Genomic DNA, 14,490 nt, shown 5'->3' with positions numbered 1-14,490 from the left:
AACCGCCATGACCGTTCTGACTCGCAAGACCCACTCCACCGCCGTCGAAACCCTCACCTGGACCCCCGTGGTCGAAGAACACCGTCTGGAACGTGACGTCGGCGCGGCCGCCCTGCTCAAGGGCCGCCACATCGCCCTGTACCGGACCTGGAACGACCGGCTGTACGCGAGCTCCAACGTGGACCCGGACACCGGTGCCTCCGTGCTCTCCCGCGGGATTGTCGGCGAATCCGGTGGCGTCCCCACCATTGCCTCGCCCCTGCTCAAGGCGGTCTTCAACCTGGAGACCGGTGAGTGCCTGACCAATGACGAGCTGTCCGTGGAGACCTACCCCGTTCGAGTGGTCGACGGAATCATCCAGGTCGGCCTGGATTTCTAGGTCCGACGCAGGCGCAATTTACACGGCCGTAAGAAAGTGACAACGGCCGGGTGACATTCGATTTCTACCGTGGAGACACGTTCCAACTCCTAGGAGAACCCCATGCCCGAACTCATCAACATCCGCGACCTCCCGACCTCCGTGTCTGAACGCAGGGTCGTGGTGGTCGGCGCGGGGCCCGCAGCACACCGCTTCGTCACGGCCCTGCGCGGGCGCGGCGACCGCAGCGACGTCGTCGTCCTGGGAGAAGAAAGCGTGGCTCCCTACGACCGCGTCAACTTGGCCAAGCACTGGGACCCGGATCACGATCTGAGCCTCACCAACGTGGGTATGTGGAACGAACGGACCCACCTGGTCACCAATGCGTGGGTCAACAGCATCGACCCGGAGCGCAAGAGCGTGCACGTCAACGGTGAGACGGAACTAGCCTACGACGAATTAGTGCTCGCGACCGGTTCGGCCGCCACCATGCCTCCGTTGCCCGGCAATGACCTGGCCGGAGTCTACGTCTACCGCACCGTGAACGATGTCGATCGGATGCGGGCCAACGTTGAGGCCCTCAGTAGCGCCCGCGGCCCCGAGAAGCCGCCCCAGGCCGTGGTGATCGGCGGCGGACTGCTGGGTCTCGAGGCCGCCGGCGGGTTGGTCAAGTACGGGTTCGAAACCCATCTGGTGCATTCGCGGGACTGGCTGATGTCCTCGCAACTGGACGAGGGCGGCGGGCGGACCCTGAACCGGGCCATCGAGCAGCGCGGGATCGAATTACACCTGGGACAGCGCCCCAGCGCGGTGCTGCCCGCCGCCGCGGACCCGTCCACCGTGGGCGGGGTGGCGGTGGGCGAGGATCTGATCGAGGCAGACCTCGTGGTGTGGGCCATTGGCATCACGCCCCGTGACGAGCTGGCCCGCGACGCCGGTTTGGAGACCGCGCCCAACGGTGGCGTGCCCATCGACACCGCGTGCCGCACCGCGACCCCCGGGATCTGGGCGATCGGTGAGGTAGCCAGCTTCGACGGAACGTGCGTGGGCCTCGTGGCACCGGCCAACGCCATGGCCGAGGTGGTGGCCGCGCAGTTGACCGGCGGTGACGACGAATTCACCGAGATCGACGACGCCACCAAGCTCAAGCTCCACGGCCTGGACGTGGCCTCCTTCGGCGACTCGCTGTCCCGGAAGAGCGGGACCCTGGACGTGGTCATGTCCGACCCGGTCGAGGGCGTCTACCAGAAACTCGTCCTTTCCGACGACGCCAGGACCCTGCTGGGCGGGGTGTTCGTGGGGGACGCGGAACCGTACGCGAGCCTGCGCGCGCTGCTGGGCCGCCAACTGCCCGGAGCGCCCAAGGCCTATCTTTCCGGCGGTGGCGACGTTCCCGACGCGGAAATGCCCGACGATCTGGTGGCGTGTTCGTGCAACAACGTGACCGTGCACGAGATCAAGCAGGCCGTGGGTCAGGGCTGCCACGACCTGGCCTCGGTCAAGAAGTGTTCCAAGGCCGGGACGCAGTGCGGATCGTGTGTGGGACTGGTCGGCAAGATCATGACCAAGGAAATGGAAGGCGCCGGTCTCGAAATTTCCAAAAGACTGTGCGAGCACTTCGAACTGTCCCGTCCCGAGCTGTTCGAGGCCATCAGGTTGTCCCGCCTGACGAGCTTCACCCAAGTCATCGAGAAAATCGGGACAGGCCGCGGTTGCGACATCTGCAAGCCGGTTGTCGCCAACATTCTGGCCACCGCCTTCCACGAGCACGTGTTGGACGGCGGCCGCGACGGACTGCAGGACACCAACGACCGTGCTCTGGCCAACATGCAGAAAGACGGCACGTATTCAGTGGTCCCGCGCATCCCCGGGGGCGAAATCACCCCCGAGAAGCTCGCGGTGATCGCCCAGGTGGCCAAGGAGTTCAACCTCTACACCAAGATCACCGGTGCTCAGCGTATCGACCTGTTGGGCGCGCGCTTGGAGCAGTTACCGCAAATCTGGCAGCGGCTGATCGACGCGGGCATGGAATCCGGTCAGGCCTACGGAAAGTCGCTGCGCGCGGTCAAGTCCTGCGTGGGTTCGGCGTGGTGCCGCTACGGCGTGCAGGATTCCGTGGGCATGGCCGTGCATTTGGAGAACCGATACCGCGGACTGCGTAGCCCGCACAAGCTCAAGATCGGCGTCTCCGGGTGCGCCCGTGAGTGCGCCGAGGCGCGCGGCAAGGACGTGGGGGTGATCGCCACGGACAAGGGCTGGAACGTCTACGTGGGCGGTAACGGCGGGTTCACCCCCCGGCATGCGGAACTGCTCGTGAGCGACGTCGATGACAGGATGCTGGTCAAGGTCATCGACCGGTTCTTCATGTATTACATCCGCTCCGCCGAGCGGCTGCAGCGCACCGCACCGTGGGTCGAGTCCTTGGAGGGCGGCATGGACCATCTCCGCGAGGTAATCCTGGAGGACTCGCTGGGGATCTGCGACGAACTGGAATCGGCCATGGGCGATCTAGTGGCCGACTACCGCGATGAGTGGGCCGAAACCCTCAACGACCCGGTGAAGCTGGCGCGTTTCACGCCGTTCATCAATGACCCGCAGGCAACGGACGAGACCATCGTGCAGGTGCCCGAGCGCGGGCAGGTGCGTCCGGCGACCGCCGGTGAGCGCGTGATGATCTCCGTGCCGACCATCGGGATCGGTGCATGAGTGATTTCGACTGGAACGGTTGTCCGGTCCTGCTCGTGGGAACCGGCCCGGCCGCGCCGCTGGAGGTCGCCCGGCTGATCCGCGCCGGTGCCAGGGTGAGCGTTGCGGGCACCGCGGAGCAACTGTGTGCCCGCGGGGATGCGCTGGCTAGGGTGGCCCGGCGGCTGGGTGTGAAAGCGGACCCGGCCCGGGAATCGGTGCGCACCGCGTTGGAAGCCTGCACCTTCGTGGGCGCGGAGGCCGCGGACTTCGACGCCGACGCTGCAGCGTCCGGTGCCGCGGCCGTGGTGTGCGCCGCCGACGACGCCGCGGAGACCAAGCGGTGGCGTGCCTTGAGCAGGAGGCACGGCAAACCGTTCTCGACCCTGCGCTCGGGCAGGCCCGGTGTGGCCCTGGTGGGTGGTGGTCCCGGTGACCCGCAGTTGATGACGGAGGCGGCCCGGCAGCACCTGATGCGGGCGGACGTGGTGCTCTACGACAAACTGGCACCCACCGCGGTGCTCGAGCAACTGTGCCCGGGAGCCCTGCTGGTGAACGTGGGTAAGGACCCCGGCCATCACAAGATGCCCCAATACTTGATTGAACGGGCCCTGGTGGAGTTCGCCCGCGCCGGGGCGTGTGTGGTGCGTTTCAAGGGCGGGGACCCGTTCGTGTTCGGACGCGGCGCCGAGGAACGGCGGACCCTGCAGGGGGAGGGCATCGAGGTCACTGTGGTCTCCGGGATCAGTTCGAGTATCGCGGTGCCCGCGGCTGCCGGTATCCCGGTCACGTGCCGCGGCATCAACCGCTCCTTCACCGTGATCTCCGGTCATGAGGTGCCCGCTCCCGACGAGCTGGAAGGCCTGGTCAAGGTGGGCGGCACCCTGGTGGTGCTCATGGGGTTGGCGCACCTGCCCGAGCTCATGGCCGGTCTGGTGAAGCACGGCCTGGATCCGGAATTGCCCGCCGCGGTGGTCGAAAAGGGTTCCACACAGCGGCAGCGGGTCTTTGCATCCGCAGCGCGCTCCATTGCGCGTGTGGTATCCGACGAGGGAGTGAGCTCCCCTGCGATCGTCGTGCTGGGGCACGTGGTCGAACTGGGCGATGACCTCGCGCGGTTGATCGAGAGAGTTTCAAACGAGCGCTCAGAAGAGTCTGAGCCACTGAAGTCTCCGCTCACACGCGGGCCCACCGCGGAACCCGCAGCCGAAATTCGGGACGGCGGGATCCCGGGCCGGGGGATTCGCGATGGTCGGATTCAGGAGGAACCTGGGACGGCGTCGTCGACGGTCAAGGCGAGCGAGAAGGTGCTCGTGGCTCCGTCGGATTCCCTGACCGGCTTCGTGATCGCTGTGACCGCCTCACGCCGGGCCGAGGACCAGGCGGAGGCTTTCGAACGGCGCGGCGCCACCGTGCTCAAGGCGCCTACCATGCGCATCGTGCCCACCGAGAACGACGAGACGCTGCACCAGGCCTCCGCCCAGGTGATCGAGGACAAACCGGGGGTGCTGCTGGTCACCACGGGGCACGGTGTGCGCGGATGGTTCGAGGCTGCGGAGGCCGGTGGAACACGATCCCAACTGTGTGCGGCGCTCGAGGGCGCTGACATCCTCGTGCGCGGAGCCAAGGCCCGTGGGGCCATCAAGAGCCTCGGGCTCGTGGAGCAGGGGGTTGCATCGCAGGATTCTACGAGCTCCCTGGTGGACCTGGCACTGAGCCGCGGCGTGGCCGACAAACACGTGGTGTTCCAACAACACGGGGCCGTGGACCACGCACACGTGGAACGCCTCGAACGCGCCGGCGCGCGCCTGACCGTAGTCCAGCCCTATCGATGGGAACAGCCCCGTGATGTGGCCGCAGTCTCCCAGCTGATGCTGGCAATCATCAAGGAACACGTCAACGCCGTGACCTTCACCTCCGCCCCCGCGGTGGAAGCACTATTCGAACGCGCCCAGAAGGAAGGGACCATGGAGCCATTGCTCGAAGCACTGCGTCACCGTGCGCTCAGCGTGGCCGTGGGGCACGTAACCGCGGAGCCGTTGCAGCGGGCGGGAATCACACCGCTGATCCCGGACCGCCCCCGCATGGGGTCCCTGGTGCGGGCACTGACCACCCACCTGGAAAGACAGACCGTGGACCTGCCGCACACGCCGTTCGGACAGGTCACCCTGCGCGGCGCGCATCTGCTGTGCGGGGAACGCCGCGTGGAACTGCCCTCCCACCTGGCCAACATCACACGCGTGGTGATGCAGGCCGCAGGGGACTTGGTGACTCGCCAGTCCATCCGCCGTGAAGTGCCCGCGGCGCCCAGCGACCACGCCATCGACATGGCCATATCCCGGATCCGAAAACTCACCGGGGAACCCAAACTGATCCTTACGGTCCCCAAGATGGGATTCCGGGCCAACGTGAGCCTGTGACACAGCGGGGGCCGTGGCCGTGGTTGCGTCCTTGGCGCCCGCTTCCACGCTTGCGGTCCTTTCGTTGGGAGGTCCCGGTGTGAGGTCTGGGCGCTCACAAGGTGGCGGCGACGGCGGCGGCCAGCCGCGCATCAGAGGTGTACAACGCGGTCGTGTCGAAGGTCGAGGCGGTGCTCATGATCTCGTCCGCGCCGGTACGCACGAGCAATTCACTGATTGCGCTCAAAACCTGGTCCTCGGTCCCCGCGATCACGGGGGCCAATGCCTTGGCCACGTTGCGTTGCTGCCGTTGCGTCAGGGAATCCGGTAGCGACGTCGTCGGCTCGAGCGGCGGAAAAGCTCCCGTGAGGCGCGATTCGGACATGGCCCACGCTTCGGGCAGAGAGAGTTTGAAGCGCCCTGGGTTTGGTTCCGAGCTTCCTGAAGGAGAATCGGATCATGCCCAAGAAGTTCACCCCCGAGTTCCGCGAACGCGCCGTGCGGATGGTCTTCGACCGCCAAGCCACCGAGGGCGGACCACGCGCGGCCTCCATCCGAGTCGTGGCCGAGTCGCTGGGCTGTGGCCCCGAGACCCTGCGCGCCTGGTGCAACCAAGCCATCACAGCAAGCAAGGCGACACCGGCACCCGCCACTGACGAGAGCCTGGGCGAAGAGAATCGCAGGCTGCGTCGAGAACTCGCCGAAGCCCGCCGCGCCAATGAGATCCTGAAAAAGGCCTCGGCTTTTTTCGCAGCGGAACTCGACCGCCCCACGACGAGATGATCCGGTTCATCGACATGAACCGCGACGATTTCGGGGTCGAGGCCATCTGCCGCGTGATGCGCGAAACAGAATGTGGGTTCATCACCTCTCGTGCCTACCGGGCTGCGAAGACTCGACCGTCCTCAGCTCGTGCTCTGCGTGATCAATCATTGATCCCGGAAATACAGCGCGTCCATGCGCAGAACTATGGTGTCTACGGGGCGCGGAAGATGTGGCATGCGATGCGCCGAGCAGGCTGGGACCTGGGCCGCGATCAGGTCGCTCGTTTGATGCGTAGCGCCGGGCTGCACGGGGTCCGCCGGGGCCGCAAGCCCAACACCACCCCTCCAGCCCAGGCAGATGATCATCGCCCGGACCTGGTCCAGCGCGACTTCACGGCCGCGGCTCCGCATGAGCTCTGGGTCGCCGACATCACCTATGTGCGTCTCGTGTCGGGGTTCTGCTATGTCGCATTCATCACGGATGTCTGCACCCGCAAGATCGTCGGCTGGTCGGTCGCTTCAACGCTGCACACAGATCGCCTGCCGCTTCTGGCTCTGGAACAGGCATTATTGACGACTGGTGCCCGTCGGGATTCTTCTGGCTTGACGCATCACTCGGATCGAGGGTCTCAATATGTGTCGCTGGCCTACTCGGATGCGCTGATTGCTGCAGGTGTGACTGCTTCGGTCGGTACGGTCGGGGATTCTTACGACAATGCCCTGGCAGAAACGGTCAATGGTCTCTATAAGACCGAGATCATCTACTCCAAGCGCGTCTGGCCCTCGGCTACTGCGGTGGAGATCGCGACGTTGGACTGGGTCCACTGGTGGAACACGGCTCGGCTCCACGAACGACTGGGGTACCGGACCCCGGTCGAGGTCGAGGCTGCTTACACTGACCTCGAGGTGACCTCGCCCGCGGTGCCCTGACCTCGGAACGAAACCCAGGGCGCTTCACTTGGCCAAGAACGTGGTGTCGATCCGAGGTGCCAGCCCAGCGACAAGGGGAAAAACCTCGCCTCGCGTTTCATTCGAGTCATCCACCGCATGGAACCCACGCGCAAGACGTATCCCCTTGGACGACACGTGTGTTCGGAGCCTCATGCCCCTCATCAGTGCGACTCCATGATCCCCGATGAACACGGCTGTCCCGAACCCAAAGTAGGGCGAGGCCCCTTGCTTCGTTGCCCCGCCATAATCCAAATTGCCGGTCTCGTCGGCGTATAGATACACGTCCATGAAAGAGACTCTATGGCACGCACTGAACAGCTCAGGTTTGCTTCAGCCGCCGACGAGACCCATGACCCAGTTTTAAGCTGACGTCACCAAAGGCGCCATCCGGAGGCCTGGTCACTCGCGAGGGGGCTGCCTCTCCCGACTGAAGGTGTACAAAATCGGGCACGATGCCTGTACAACAGCCGCCAAGCAGGCGCCTGGATCCGCTTGCCTACGGGTTTCGTGAACCTCCCACCGCAGAGAGATCCCGTTCGACCGGAAGGTCGGGCGGGATCTTCTCATGTCCGGAGCCGGTCCCGCCGCCGCGGTTCACTCCCCCATGACGTCGCCCGCTCCGCCCACCCGCGCGAACAGCGGCAGCAGCCGGTTCTGGAAGTGGGTCTGCAGCACGACGACACTGCGGGTCCTGTTCACCGCGCCGGTCACGGCCACGGCGTCGAGCACGCGCTGAAGGTCGTCGTTGGACTTCGCGACCACGCGCACCATGACGTCGTGGTCCCCCGAGACGGTGTACATCTCCACGATCTCCGGGATCTCCTTCAGCGCCGTGCCCACGGCGATGTGCCCCACGCCCTGGGCGATCTCGATCGAGACGATCGCCATCACCGGGTAGCCGAACTCCGCCGGGTTCAGCAGCGGGCCGCTCGACTCGATCACCCCCGCCGCCCTGAGCTTGTCCAGGCGGGACTGCACCGTGGGCCGCGCGACCCCCAGTTCACGGGACGCGGCCAGCACTCCGATTCCGTCCTCGCGACTGAAGAGCTCGACGATACGCACGTCCAGGTCATCGATCTTCATTCGGGCTCCTCGTGGTCCGACCTGAAAAGCATGACAATCTGTACAGCGACTCACCGGTAGACCGGCGAAGAGTGAGCAGTGTGCTCGAGTTTCGGATGACTGGTTGTCAGCCCAGGAGTCCTGTGCCACTGTGACTCCGACCACAATGCCGTGAAGGAGCCATCCGTGACAACTCAGCACCCCGAGGATTCGGCCCAGTCCGCCGTCACCCTGCGGGCGGCGCTGCGTTCACTTCCCCCCTACAAGCCGGGGAAGTCCGCCGCCGCGTCCGACGTCGTCCAGTACAAGCTCTCGTCCAACGAGAACCCGTACCCGCCGCTGCCGTCCGTGCTGGACGCCGTGAACCAGGTGTCCCCGGAGATGAACCTCTACCCGGACATGACCTGCCAGGCGGTCACCCAGGCCGTGGCGAACCGCTGGGGCGTGGAACCGTCGTCCGTCAGCTTCGGCAGCGGGTCCGTGGAGGTGGCCTCCCAGATCATCCGCGCCGTGTGCGAGGAGGGCGACGAGGTCGTCTTCGCGTGGCGCTCCTTCGAGGCGTACCCCATCCTGGCGGGCCTCGCCGGTGCCACGGCCGTGAAGGTCCCCCTGGACGAGAACGAGCGGCACGACCTCCCCGCGATGGCCGCCGCCATCACGGAGCGCACCAAGGTGGTGCTCGTGTGCACGCCCAACAACCCCACGGGCACCTCCGTGGGCACGGACGAGCTGCGCGAGTTCATGGCGCAGGTTCCCAGCAACGTCCTCGTGGTGGTGGACGAGGCCTACGTGCACTTCAACGTGGACCCGGACGCCGCCCGCGGCATCGACTTCTTCCGCGAGTACCCGAACGTGGTGGTGCTGCACACCTTCTCCAAGGCCTACGGTCTCGCGGGGCTGCGGATCGGCTACGCAATCGCCCCGGCTCACCTGAGCGCGGCACTGCGCGCCGTCGCCATTCCGTTCGGCGTGACCAACCTCGCCCAGCAGGCCGCCCTGGCGAGCCTCGCGGCGGAGAGCGAGATCGAGGAGCGCATCACCGCGCTCGTCGAGCAGCGCGACCACGTCCACAGCAGGCTCACCGAGCAGGGCTGGGACGTCCCCGAGTCGCAGGCGAACTTCGTGTGGCTGCGCACCGGCGCGAAGACGCAGGACGCAGAGGAGGTCTTCTCCCGCCACGGCGTGATCGTGCGCGCATTCGGGGACGAGGGCATCCGTGTGAGCATCGGCTCACCCGCCGGCAACCAGGCCTTCCTCGTGGCGGCGCAAGAGGTCCTCGGCCTGGTCTGCGGCACGTCGAGCACCGCGGACTCTGCGGGCACCCCGGGCACCTCGAACACACGGAACGGGGGCTGATCCGCGATGAACGCGCAGCGCGCACCCCGGAAGACCTCCGCCCAGATCCCCCTGGAGTCCACCTCGACGGTCCGCGGGCTCAAGCCCCGCCAGCTCACCATGATGGGCCTGGGCGGCGCGATCGGCGCGGGCCTGTTCCTCGGCAGCGGCAAGGGTGTGGCCGTGGCCGGCCCGGCCATCCTGGTCTCCTACATCGTGGCTGGTGCGCTGGTCATCCTCGTGATGTGGATGATCGGCGAGCTCTCCGCCGCGAACCCCACCACCGGTGCGTTCTCCGCGCACGCGCAGAACGCGTTCGGCCCCGTGGCGGGCTACACCGTGGGCTGGCTGTACTGGGTGCAGCTCGCCGTGGTGACCGCCGCCGAGGCCAACGGTGCCGCCACGATCCTCACGGGCATCCTCAAGAACACCATGGGGGACGTCACCGTTCCACCCACGTGGCTGCTGAGCCTCGTGTTCATGACCCTGTTCACCACCATCAACATGTTCGCGGTGAGCAAGTACGGCGAGTTCGAGTTCTGGTTCGCGTTCATCAAGGTGGGTGTGATCCTCGCGTTCCTGGTGGTCGGTGTGCTCATGCTGATCGGCGTGGTCCCGGGCCACGAGGGTGGCCTCTCCAACTTCGCGGACTTCGCGCCCACCGGTGTGGCCGGTGTGGGTGCCGGTCTGCTGATCGTGATCTTCGCGTTCGGCGGCACCGAGATCGTGGCAATCGCGGCCGGCGAGACGGCCGATCCGCAGCGCAGCGTGGCCACCGCCATCCGTACCGTGGCGTGGCGGATCTGCCTGTTCTACATCGGCTCGGTGTTCATCATCGTGGCGGTGCTCAAGCCCTCCCAGGCGGATCCGCCCGAAGGTCCGTTCGCTGCGGTCCTCAACGTGGCGGGCCTGCCCGCCGCGGGCGACATCATGGCGCTGATCGCCGTGTTCGCCCTGCTCAGCGCGCTGAATGCCAACATCTATGCTGCGTCGCGCATGATGCACTCACTCGCCCAGCGTGACTACGCCCCCGCCGCGATCAAGCGCACCGCCCGCAACAGCGTGCCGCGCCGGGCCGTGCTGCTCACGGTCTCGTTCGGGTTCGTGGCGAGCATCCTGGAAGCGGTCTTCCCCGGCAAGGTCCTGGACACGCTGCTGTCCATCGTGGGCTCCACGATCATCATCATCTGGATCTCCGTGGCGGCCTCCCAGATCACGCTGCGGCACCGGCGCGAGCGGGAGAACCCCGGTGAGCGGGCGAGCACCTACCGCATGCCGCTGTTCCCGTTCCTGTCCTACCTGACGGTCGCGCTGCTGGCGGTGATCGTGGTAGTTGCGCTGTTCGACCCCGCGGCCCGCACGCAGCTGCTGCTCACGGTGGCCGCCACGACCCTGATCGCCGTGACCGGCGTGTTCGTGACTCGGCGCACCACCCAGCCCGCCGCGGTCCACGCGAACCTCGACGAGTAGGGGAGAACCCGCATGAGCACCACCTCCGCCCCTTCAGCACCCGCTTCCACGTACGCCGACGCCGCGCAGCCCCCGGTCCTCACGGCCGGGCAGGCCGCGGTGGCCGGGCTGCGCGCGCGCGGTGTGGACACCGTCTTCGGCATCCCCGGGGTCCAGACCTACGAGCTGTTCGAGTCCCTGCGCAGGGAACCGGGCATCGAGGTGATCGGTGCCCGCCACGAGCAGGCCTGCGCGTACATGGCGCTGGGGTACGCCCAGTCCACGGGACGGCCCGGAGTGTTCAGCGTGGTTCCGGGGCCGGGCGTCCTCAACGCGAGCGCGGGGATGCTGACCTCGCTGGCCACGAGCACGCCTACCGTGTGCGTGACGAGCGAGATCCCCACCGACTACATGGGCCGCGGGATGGGCCACCTGCACGAGATGCCGGACCAGCAGGCCACGGTGTCCTCGTTCACCAAGTGGGCGACCACGGTGACGGACCCCGCGGAGGTTCCCGGCGCCGTCGCCGAGGCCTTCGCCCAGGCGACGGGCGGGCGGCCCGGACCGTCCGTCGTCGCCATCCCGTGGGACGTGCTCACCCGGAAGGCGTCCATGCCGCCGGTGGAGCTCGAGCCCACGCGGCCGCACGGAGCGGACGACGACGCCGTGGCACGCGCCGCGCAGGCGCTGGCCGGTGCGCGCAATCCCATGATCATGGTGGGCAGCGGCGCCCGGCACGCGCGGGAGGGCATCCTGGCGCTGGCGGAGACGCTGCAGGCGCCGGTGGTGTCCCTGCGCGGGGGCCGCGGGATCGTTCCGGACGACCACCCGCTGGGGTTCTCCAGCGCGGCGGGGTTCGAGCGCTGGGCGGACACGGACGTGCTGCTCGCGGTGGGCACGCGGCAGGAGCTCGTGTGGTTCCGGTGGCCGGACACGCCCGAGGGCCTGGTGACCGTGAACGTGGACATCGACCCGGCCCAGCAGGAACGGCTCGAACCGACCGTGGGGCTCACCGGCGACTCGCGCCTGGTGGTGGACCAGCTGCTCGCCGCCCTGCAGGACGCTCCGCAGCGGCCCTCGCGGCACGAGGAGCTGGCGGGGATCAAGGAGAAGGCGCGGCGTGAGATTGCCGAGCTGAAGCCCCACGCCGACTACCTCGCGGCCATCCGGGAGGTCCTTCCCCGGGACGGGTACTTCGTGGAGGAGGTCTCGCAGATCGGCTTCGCCTCTTACTTCGCGCTGGACGTCTACGACCCGCGGCACTTCATCACGTGCGGCTACCAGGGCAATCTGGGCTACGGCTTCCCCACCGCGCTGGGCGTGCAGGCCGCGCACCGGGACAGCGTGGTGGTCTCCGTGACCGGTGACGGCGGGTTCATGTACGGCGTGCAGGAGCTCGCCACCGCGGTGCAGTACGGGCTCAACGTGATCACCGTGGTCTTCGACAACGGCGCGTTCGGCAACGTGCAGGCGGACCAGGTGCGCATCTACGGCCACGGCTCCGGCACCGAGCTGCGCAACCCGGACTTCGTGGCGATGGCCGAGTCCTTCGGGGCACTCGGACTGCGTGCCACCACCCCGGAGGAGCTGCGCTCCGCGATGGCCGAGGCGGTCGCCGCGAAGCGCCCCACGGTCATCACGGTCCCCATGCCGCTCTCGCTCGAGCAGAGTCCATGGTGCTTCATCATGCCGGCGAGCCGGGCGAGGACGGCGGAGCCGGAGCGGGACTGAGGGTGGCGTCGTCCCCCCTCGCACATCTGAGGCGCGACATGCCCGTTGGGAGACGGTCCCGGTGGGCATGTCGCGCCTGAGATTCTGCCGCGGGTCGCGGAGCGGTCCCGGCGGGCGACGACGGAGCTCGCTCAGCCCTTCGCCACCGTCACCTTCCCGGTGGCTCGGTGCCAGGTGGCCACCCACCCGTTCGAGAACTTCTGCGCCACGCCCCCGTTCACGGCGTACTCCTCCGTGGTGGGGAAGCCCCAGCCGTGCTCGTGACCGGCCTTCTGCCACGCGGTCCCGATGCCGCCACTGAGTTTCACCGCGTGGGTGCCCGTGCGCGGGGAGTAGATTGCCCGGAAACGCGCGGTGCCCCGGTGGAAGTCCTGGTACGCGCCGTTGGCGAGGGCCCGTTCGGCGATCACCGGGTACCCCCACCCGCGCTCCAGGTCTGCGGCGCGGTAGGCGTTGCCGATGCCCGTGCCCCACCGCACCGGATGCGCTCCCGTCTGCGGGCTCCAGTAGTAGGTGCAGTTCTTCGTGAAACCCTGGTACACGCCGCCGTGCACCCCCGTGGGCTTCTCCGCCGAGGTGGGCTGGCCGTACGTCGCGGCCCCGCCGGTGGCAAGGTAGTCCGCCCGGATGGCGCCGCGCAGCAGGGAGGAGGGGGACGACGTCGCCGGGGCGGGCGGCAGCGTCGCCAGACCCTTCGAGATCAGGCCCACGATGTCGTAGTCGTCGTGGCTGAGCCCCGGCAGCGTGGTCAGGCGGGTACGGGTGAAACCGTCCCGGGCGTAGCGCTGCCTGCCCTGGGCCGCGGTGGCGGACGCGGACCACGTGGCCGGGGTGGTGCTGCCCGCCACGTCCTTCGACCCGACGAACCAGGTCAGCGACAGCGAACGGACGGCGGCGCTCGGCGCGGTCTGCATGCCGTCGGACCCGCCCCCGCCGATGATCGTGGCACCGCCACCCTGGAGCCAGCCCTGTCGGTCCGCGAGCAGCTCGTAGGTGAGGAACTCCGCCCCGCCCGAGTAGCCGGCCAACCAGGTGCGGGAGGCGTCCAGACCGTAGTTCGACGTGAGACCGGCCTGGAGGGCGCGGAACCAGTCGCCGTTGCCGTCGGCCTCCTCCCACCAGGTCACGCCGTTGCCGGACGTGTCCGTGTCCGGGGAGATCGGAACCACCAGGACCATGTTCTTCTTCCGGGCCTCCGCCGCCATGGCCGTGAGGTGCGTGCCCCCGGGGTTGTGGACCCAGGTCTCCTTGACGCTGGTGTAGTCGCCACCCAGGTAGTACAGCACTCCCACGGCCTTGGAACGGTCGAGGCCGTCCGCATAGACGTGATACGTGGAGGTCTTCCCCGCGCCGGTGAAGGAGCGGTGGTAGCCGGTGGTGGGCAGCGCCGCTGCTCTGGGGGCCGTTGCCTGCAGCATGCTGGCCGACGACGCCGAGGCACCCGTCTGCACGGCCCTCGCCTGGGCGGTGCTGGTCTGGGCGGCGCCCTTCTGGAGGGTGCCCAGGTGGGCGGTAGTGCTCGGGGCGGTGCCCGCCGTTGCAGGGCTCATCAGTGCGGGGCCGATCAGAACGGGGACGAGAGCCGTCGCGGCACTCAGGACGAGGGCCGCCGCGGGCACGGCGAGATGACGTGAGAAATGCATGGGGGGTGCTTTCTGAGGGGGGATGTGCAGTTGTCCCGCGCCCGGTCAGCTCGGTTCCGGGCACGGCAGTGGCCGCGCATGCGGGGGAGGAATGCCTGGCCAGAGCCCGATCA

10 protein-coding genes and 1 other annotated feature are annotated in these 14,490 nt (G+C 67.8%); of the genes, 7 read left to right on the top strand and 3 right to left on the bottom strand.

What is annotated here, in order from left to right; translation table 11 throughout:
• Positions 1-7: 7 nt before the first annotated feature.
• The 3 genes from nirD to FS770_RS08310 all read left to right on the top strand — a co-directional run bounded on the left by nirD (position 8) and on the right by FS770_RS08310 (position 5,463).
• Positions 8-379: a nitrite reductase small subunit NirD gene (nirD, locus tag FS770_RS08320; protein WP_085108719.1), complete on the top strand. Its 372-nt coding sequence runs from the start codon at positions 8-10 to the stop codon at positions 377-379.
• Between the two features lie 102 nt (positions 380-481).
• A complete protein-coding gene (gene nirB / locus FS770_RS08315) occupies positions 482-3,064 on the top strand; it encodes a nitrite reductase large subunit NirB (protein ID WP_144943450.1) in 2,583 nt (860 codons plus the stop codon).
• Positions 3,061-5,463: a uroporphyrinogen-III synthase gene (locus tag FS770_RS08310; RefSeq protein ID WP_145011113.1), complete on the top strand. Its 2,403-nt coding sequence runs from the start codon at positions 3,061-3,063 to the stop codon at positions 5,461-5,463. The genes nirB and FS770_RS08310 overlap by 4 nt, the downstream gene beginning before the upstream one ends.
• A gap of 94 nt (positions 5,464-5,557) precedes the next feature.
• On the opposite strand, the gene FS770_RS08305 is transcribed toward FS770_RS08310, so the two are convergent.
• Positions 5,558-5,827 carry an LLM class oxidoreductase gene (locus tag FS770_RS08305; protein WP_186366733.1) on the bottom strand — a complete coding sequence of 90 codons (270 nt, stop codon included), beginning with the start codon at positions 5,825-5,827 and terminating at the stop codon, positions 5,558-5,560.
• A gap of 74 nt (positions 5,828-5,901) precedes the next feature.
• Here FS770_RS08305 and FS770_RS08300 point away from each other — a divergent pair.
• Positions 5,902-7,136 (top strand): IS3 family transposase gene (locus FS770_RS08300; protein ID WP_145011110.1). Its coding sequence is split into 2 segments (ribosomal slippage): positions 5,902-6,184 and positions 6,184-7,136, totalling 1,236 coding nucleotides; the frame shifts between segments, so codons are not numbered across the junction.
• Positions 6,183-6,279 (top strand) — a sequence feature (AL1L pseudoknot). It overlaps the preceding gene by 97 nt.
• Before the next feature lie 615 nt (positions 7,137-7,751).
• On the opposite strand, the gene FS770_RS08295 is transcribed toward FS770_RS08300, so the two are convergent.
• Positions 7,752-8,240, bottom strand: coding sequence for an Lrp/AsnC family transcriptional regulator (locus FS770_RS08295; RefSeq protein ID WP_145011107.1), 489 nt, complete (start codon positions 8,238-8,240; stop codon positions 7,752-7,754).
• 165 nt (positions 8,241-8,405) lie between these two features.
• Between FS770_RS08295 and hisC the strand changes: the two genes are divergently transcribed.
• The 3 genes from hisC to FS770_RS08280 are packed head-to-tail and all read left to right on the top strand — an operon-like array spanning position 8,406 to position 12,734.
• Positions 8,406-9,575 (top strand): histidinol-phosphate transaminase, encoded by a 1,170-nt coding sequence (gene hisC / locus FS770_RS08290; RefSeq protein ID WP_145011104.1) that lies wholly within the window; start codon positions 8,406-8,408, stop codon positions 9,573-9,575.
• Between the two features lie 6 nt (positions 9,576-9,581).
• Entirely contained in the window at positions 9,582-11,024 is a 1,443-nt protein-coding gene (locus FS770_RS08285) for an amino acid permease (RefSeq protein WP_145011101.1), read from the top strand.
• Between the two features lie 12 nt (positions 11,025-11,036).
• Positions 11,037-12,734, top strand: a complete 1,698-nt coding sequence (locus FS770_RS08280; protein WP_145011098.1) for a thiamine pyrophosphate-dependent enzyme — start codon at positions 11,037-11,039, stop codon at positions 12,732-12,734.
• Between the two features lie 131 nt (positions 12,735-12,865).
• On the opposite strand, the gene FS770_RS08275 is transcribed toward FS770_RS08280, so the two are convergent.
• The gene (locus FS770_RS08275; protein WP_244944832.1) at positions 12,866-14,377 is read right to left on the bottom strand and encodes an LGFP repeat-containing protein; all 1,512 of its coding nucleotides are present in this window, start codon (positions 14,375-14,377) and stop codon (positions 12,866-12,868) included.
• Positions 14,378-14,490 lie beyond the last annotated feature (113 nt).

Source organism: Kocuria salsicia (genome assembly GCF_007681555.1).
Lineage (GTDB): Bacteria > Actinomycetota > Actinomycetes > Actinomycetales > Micrococcaceae > Kocuria > Kocuria salsicia.
The sequence above is the reverse complement of the archived record's forward strand: the minus strand, read 5'-3'. Positions and strand labels throughout refer to the sequence as shown.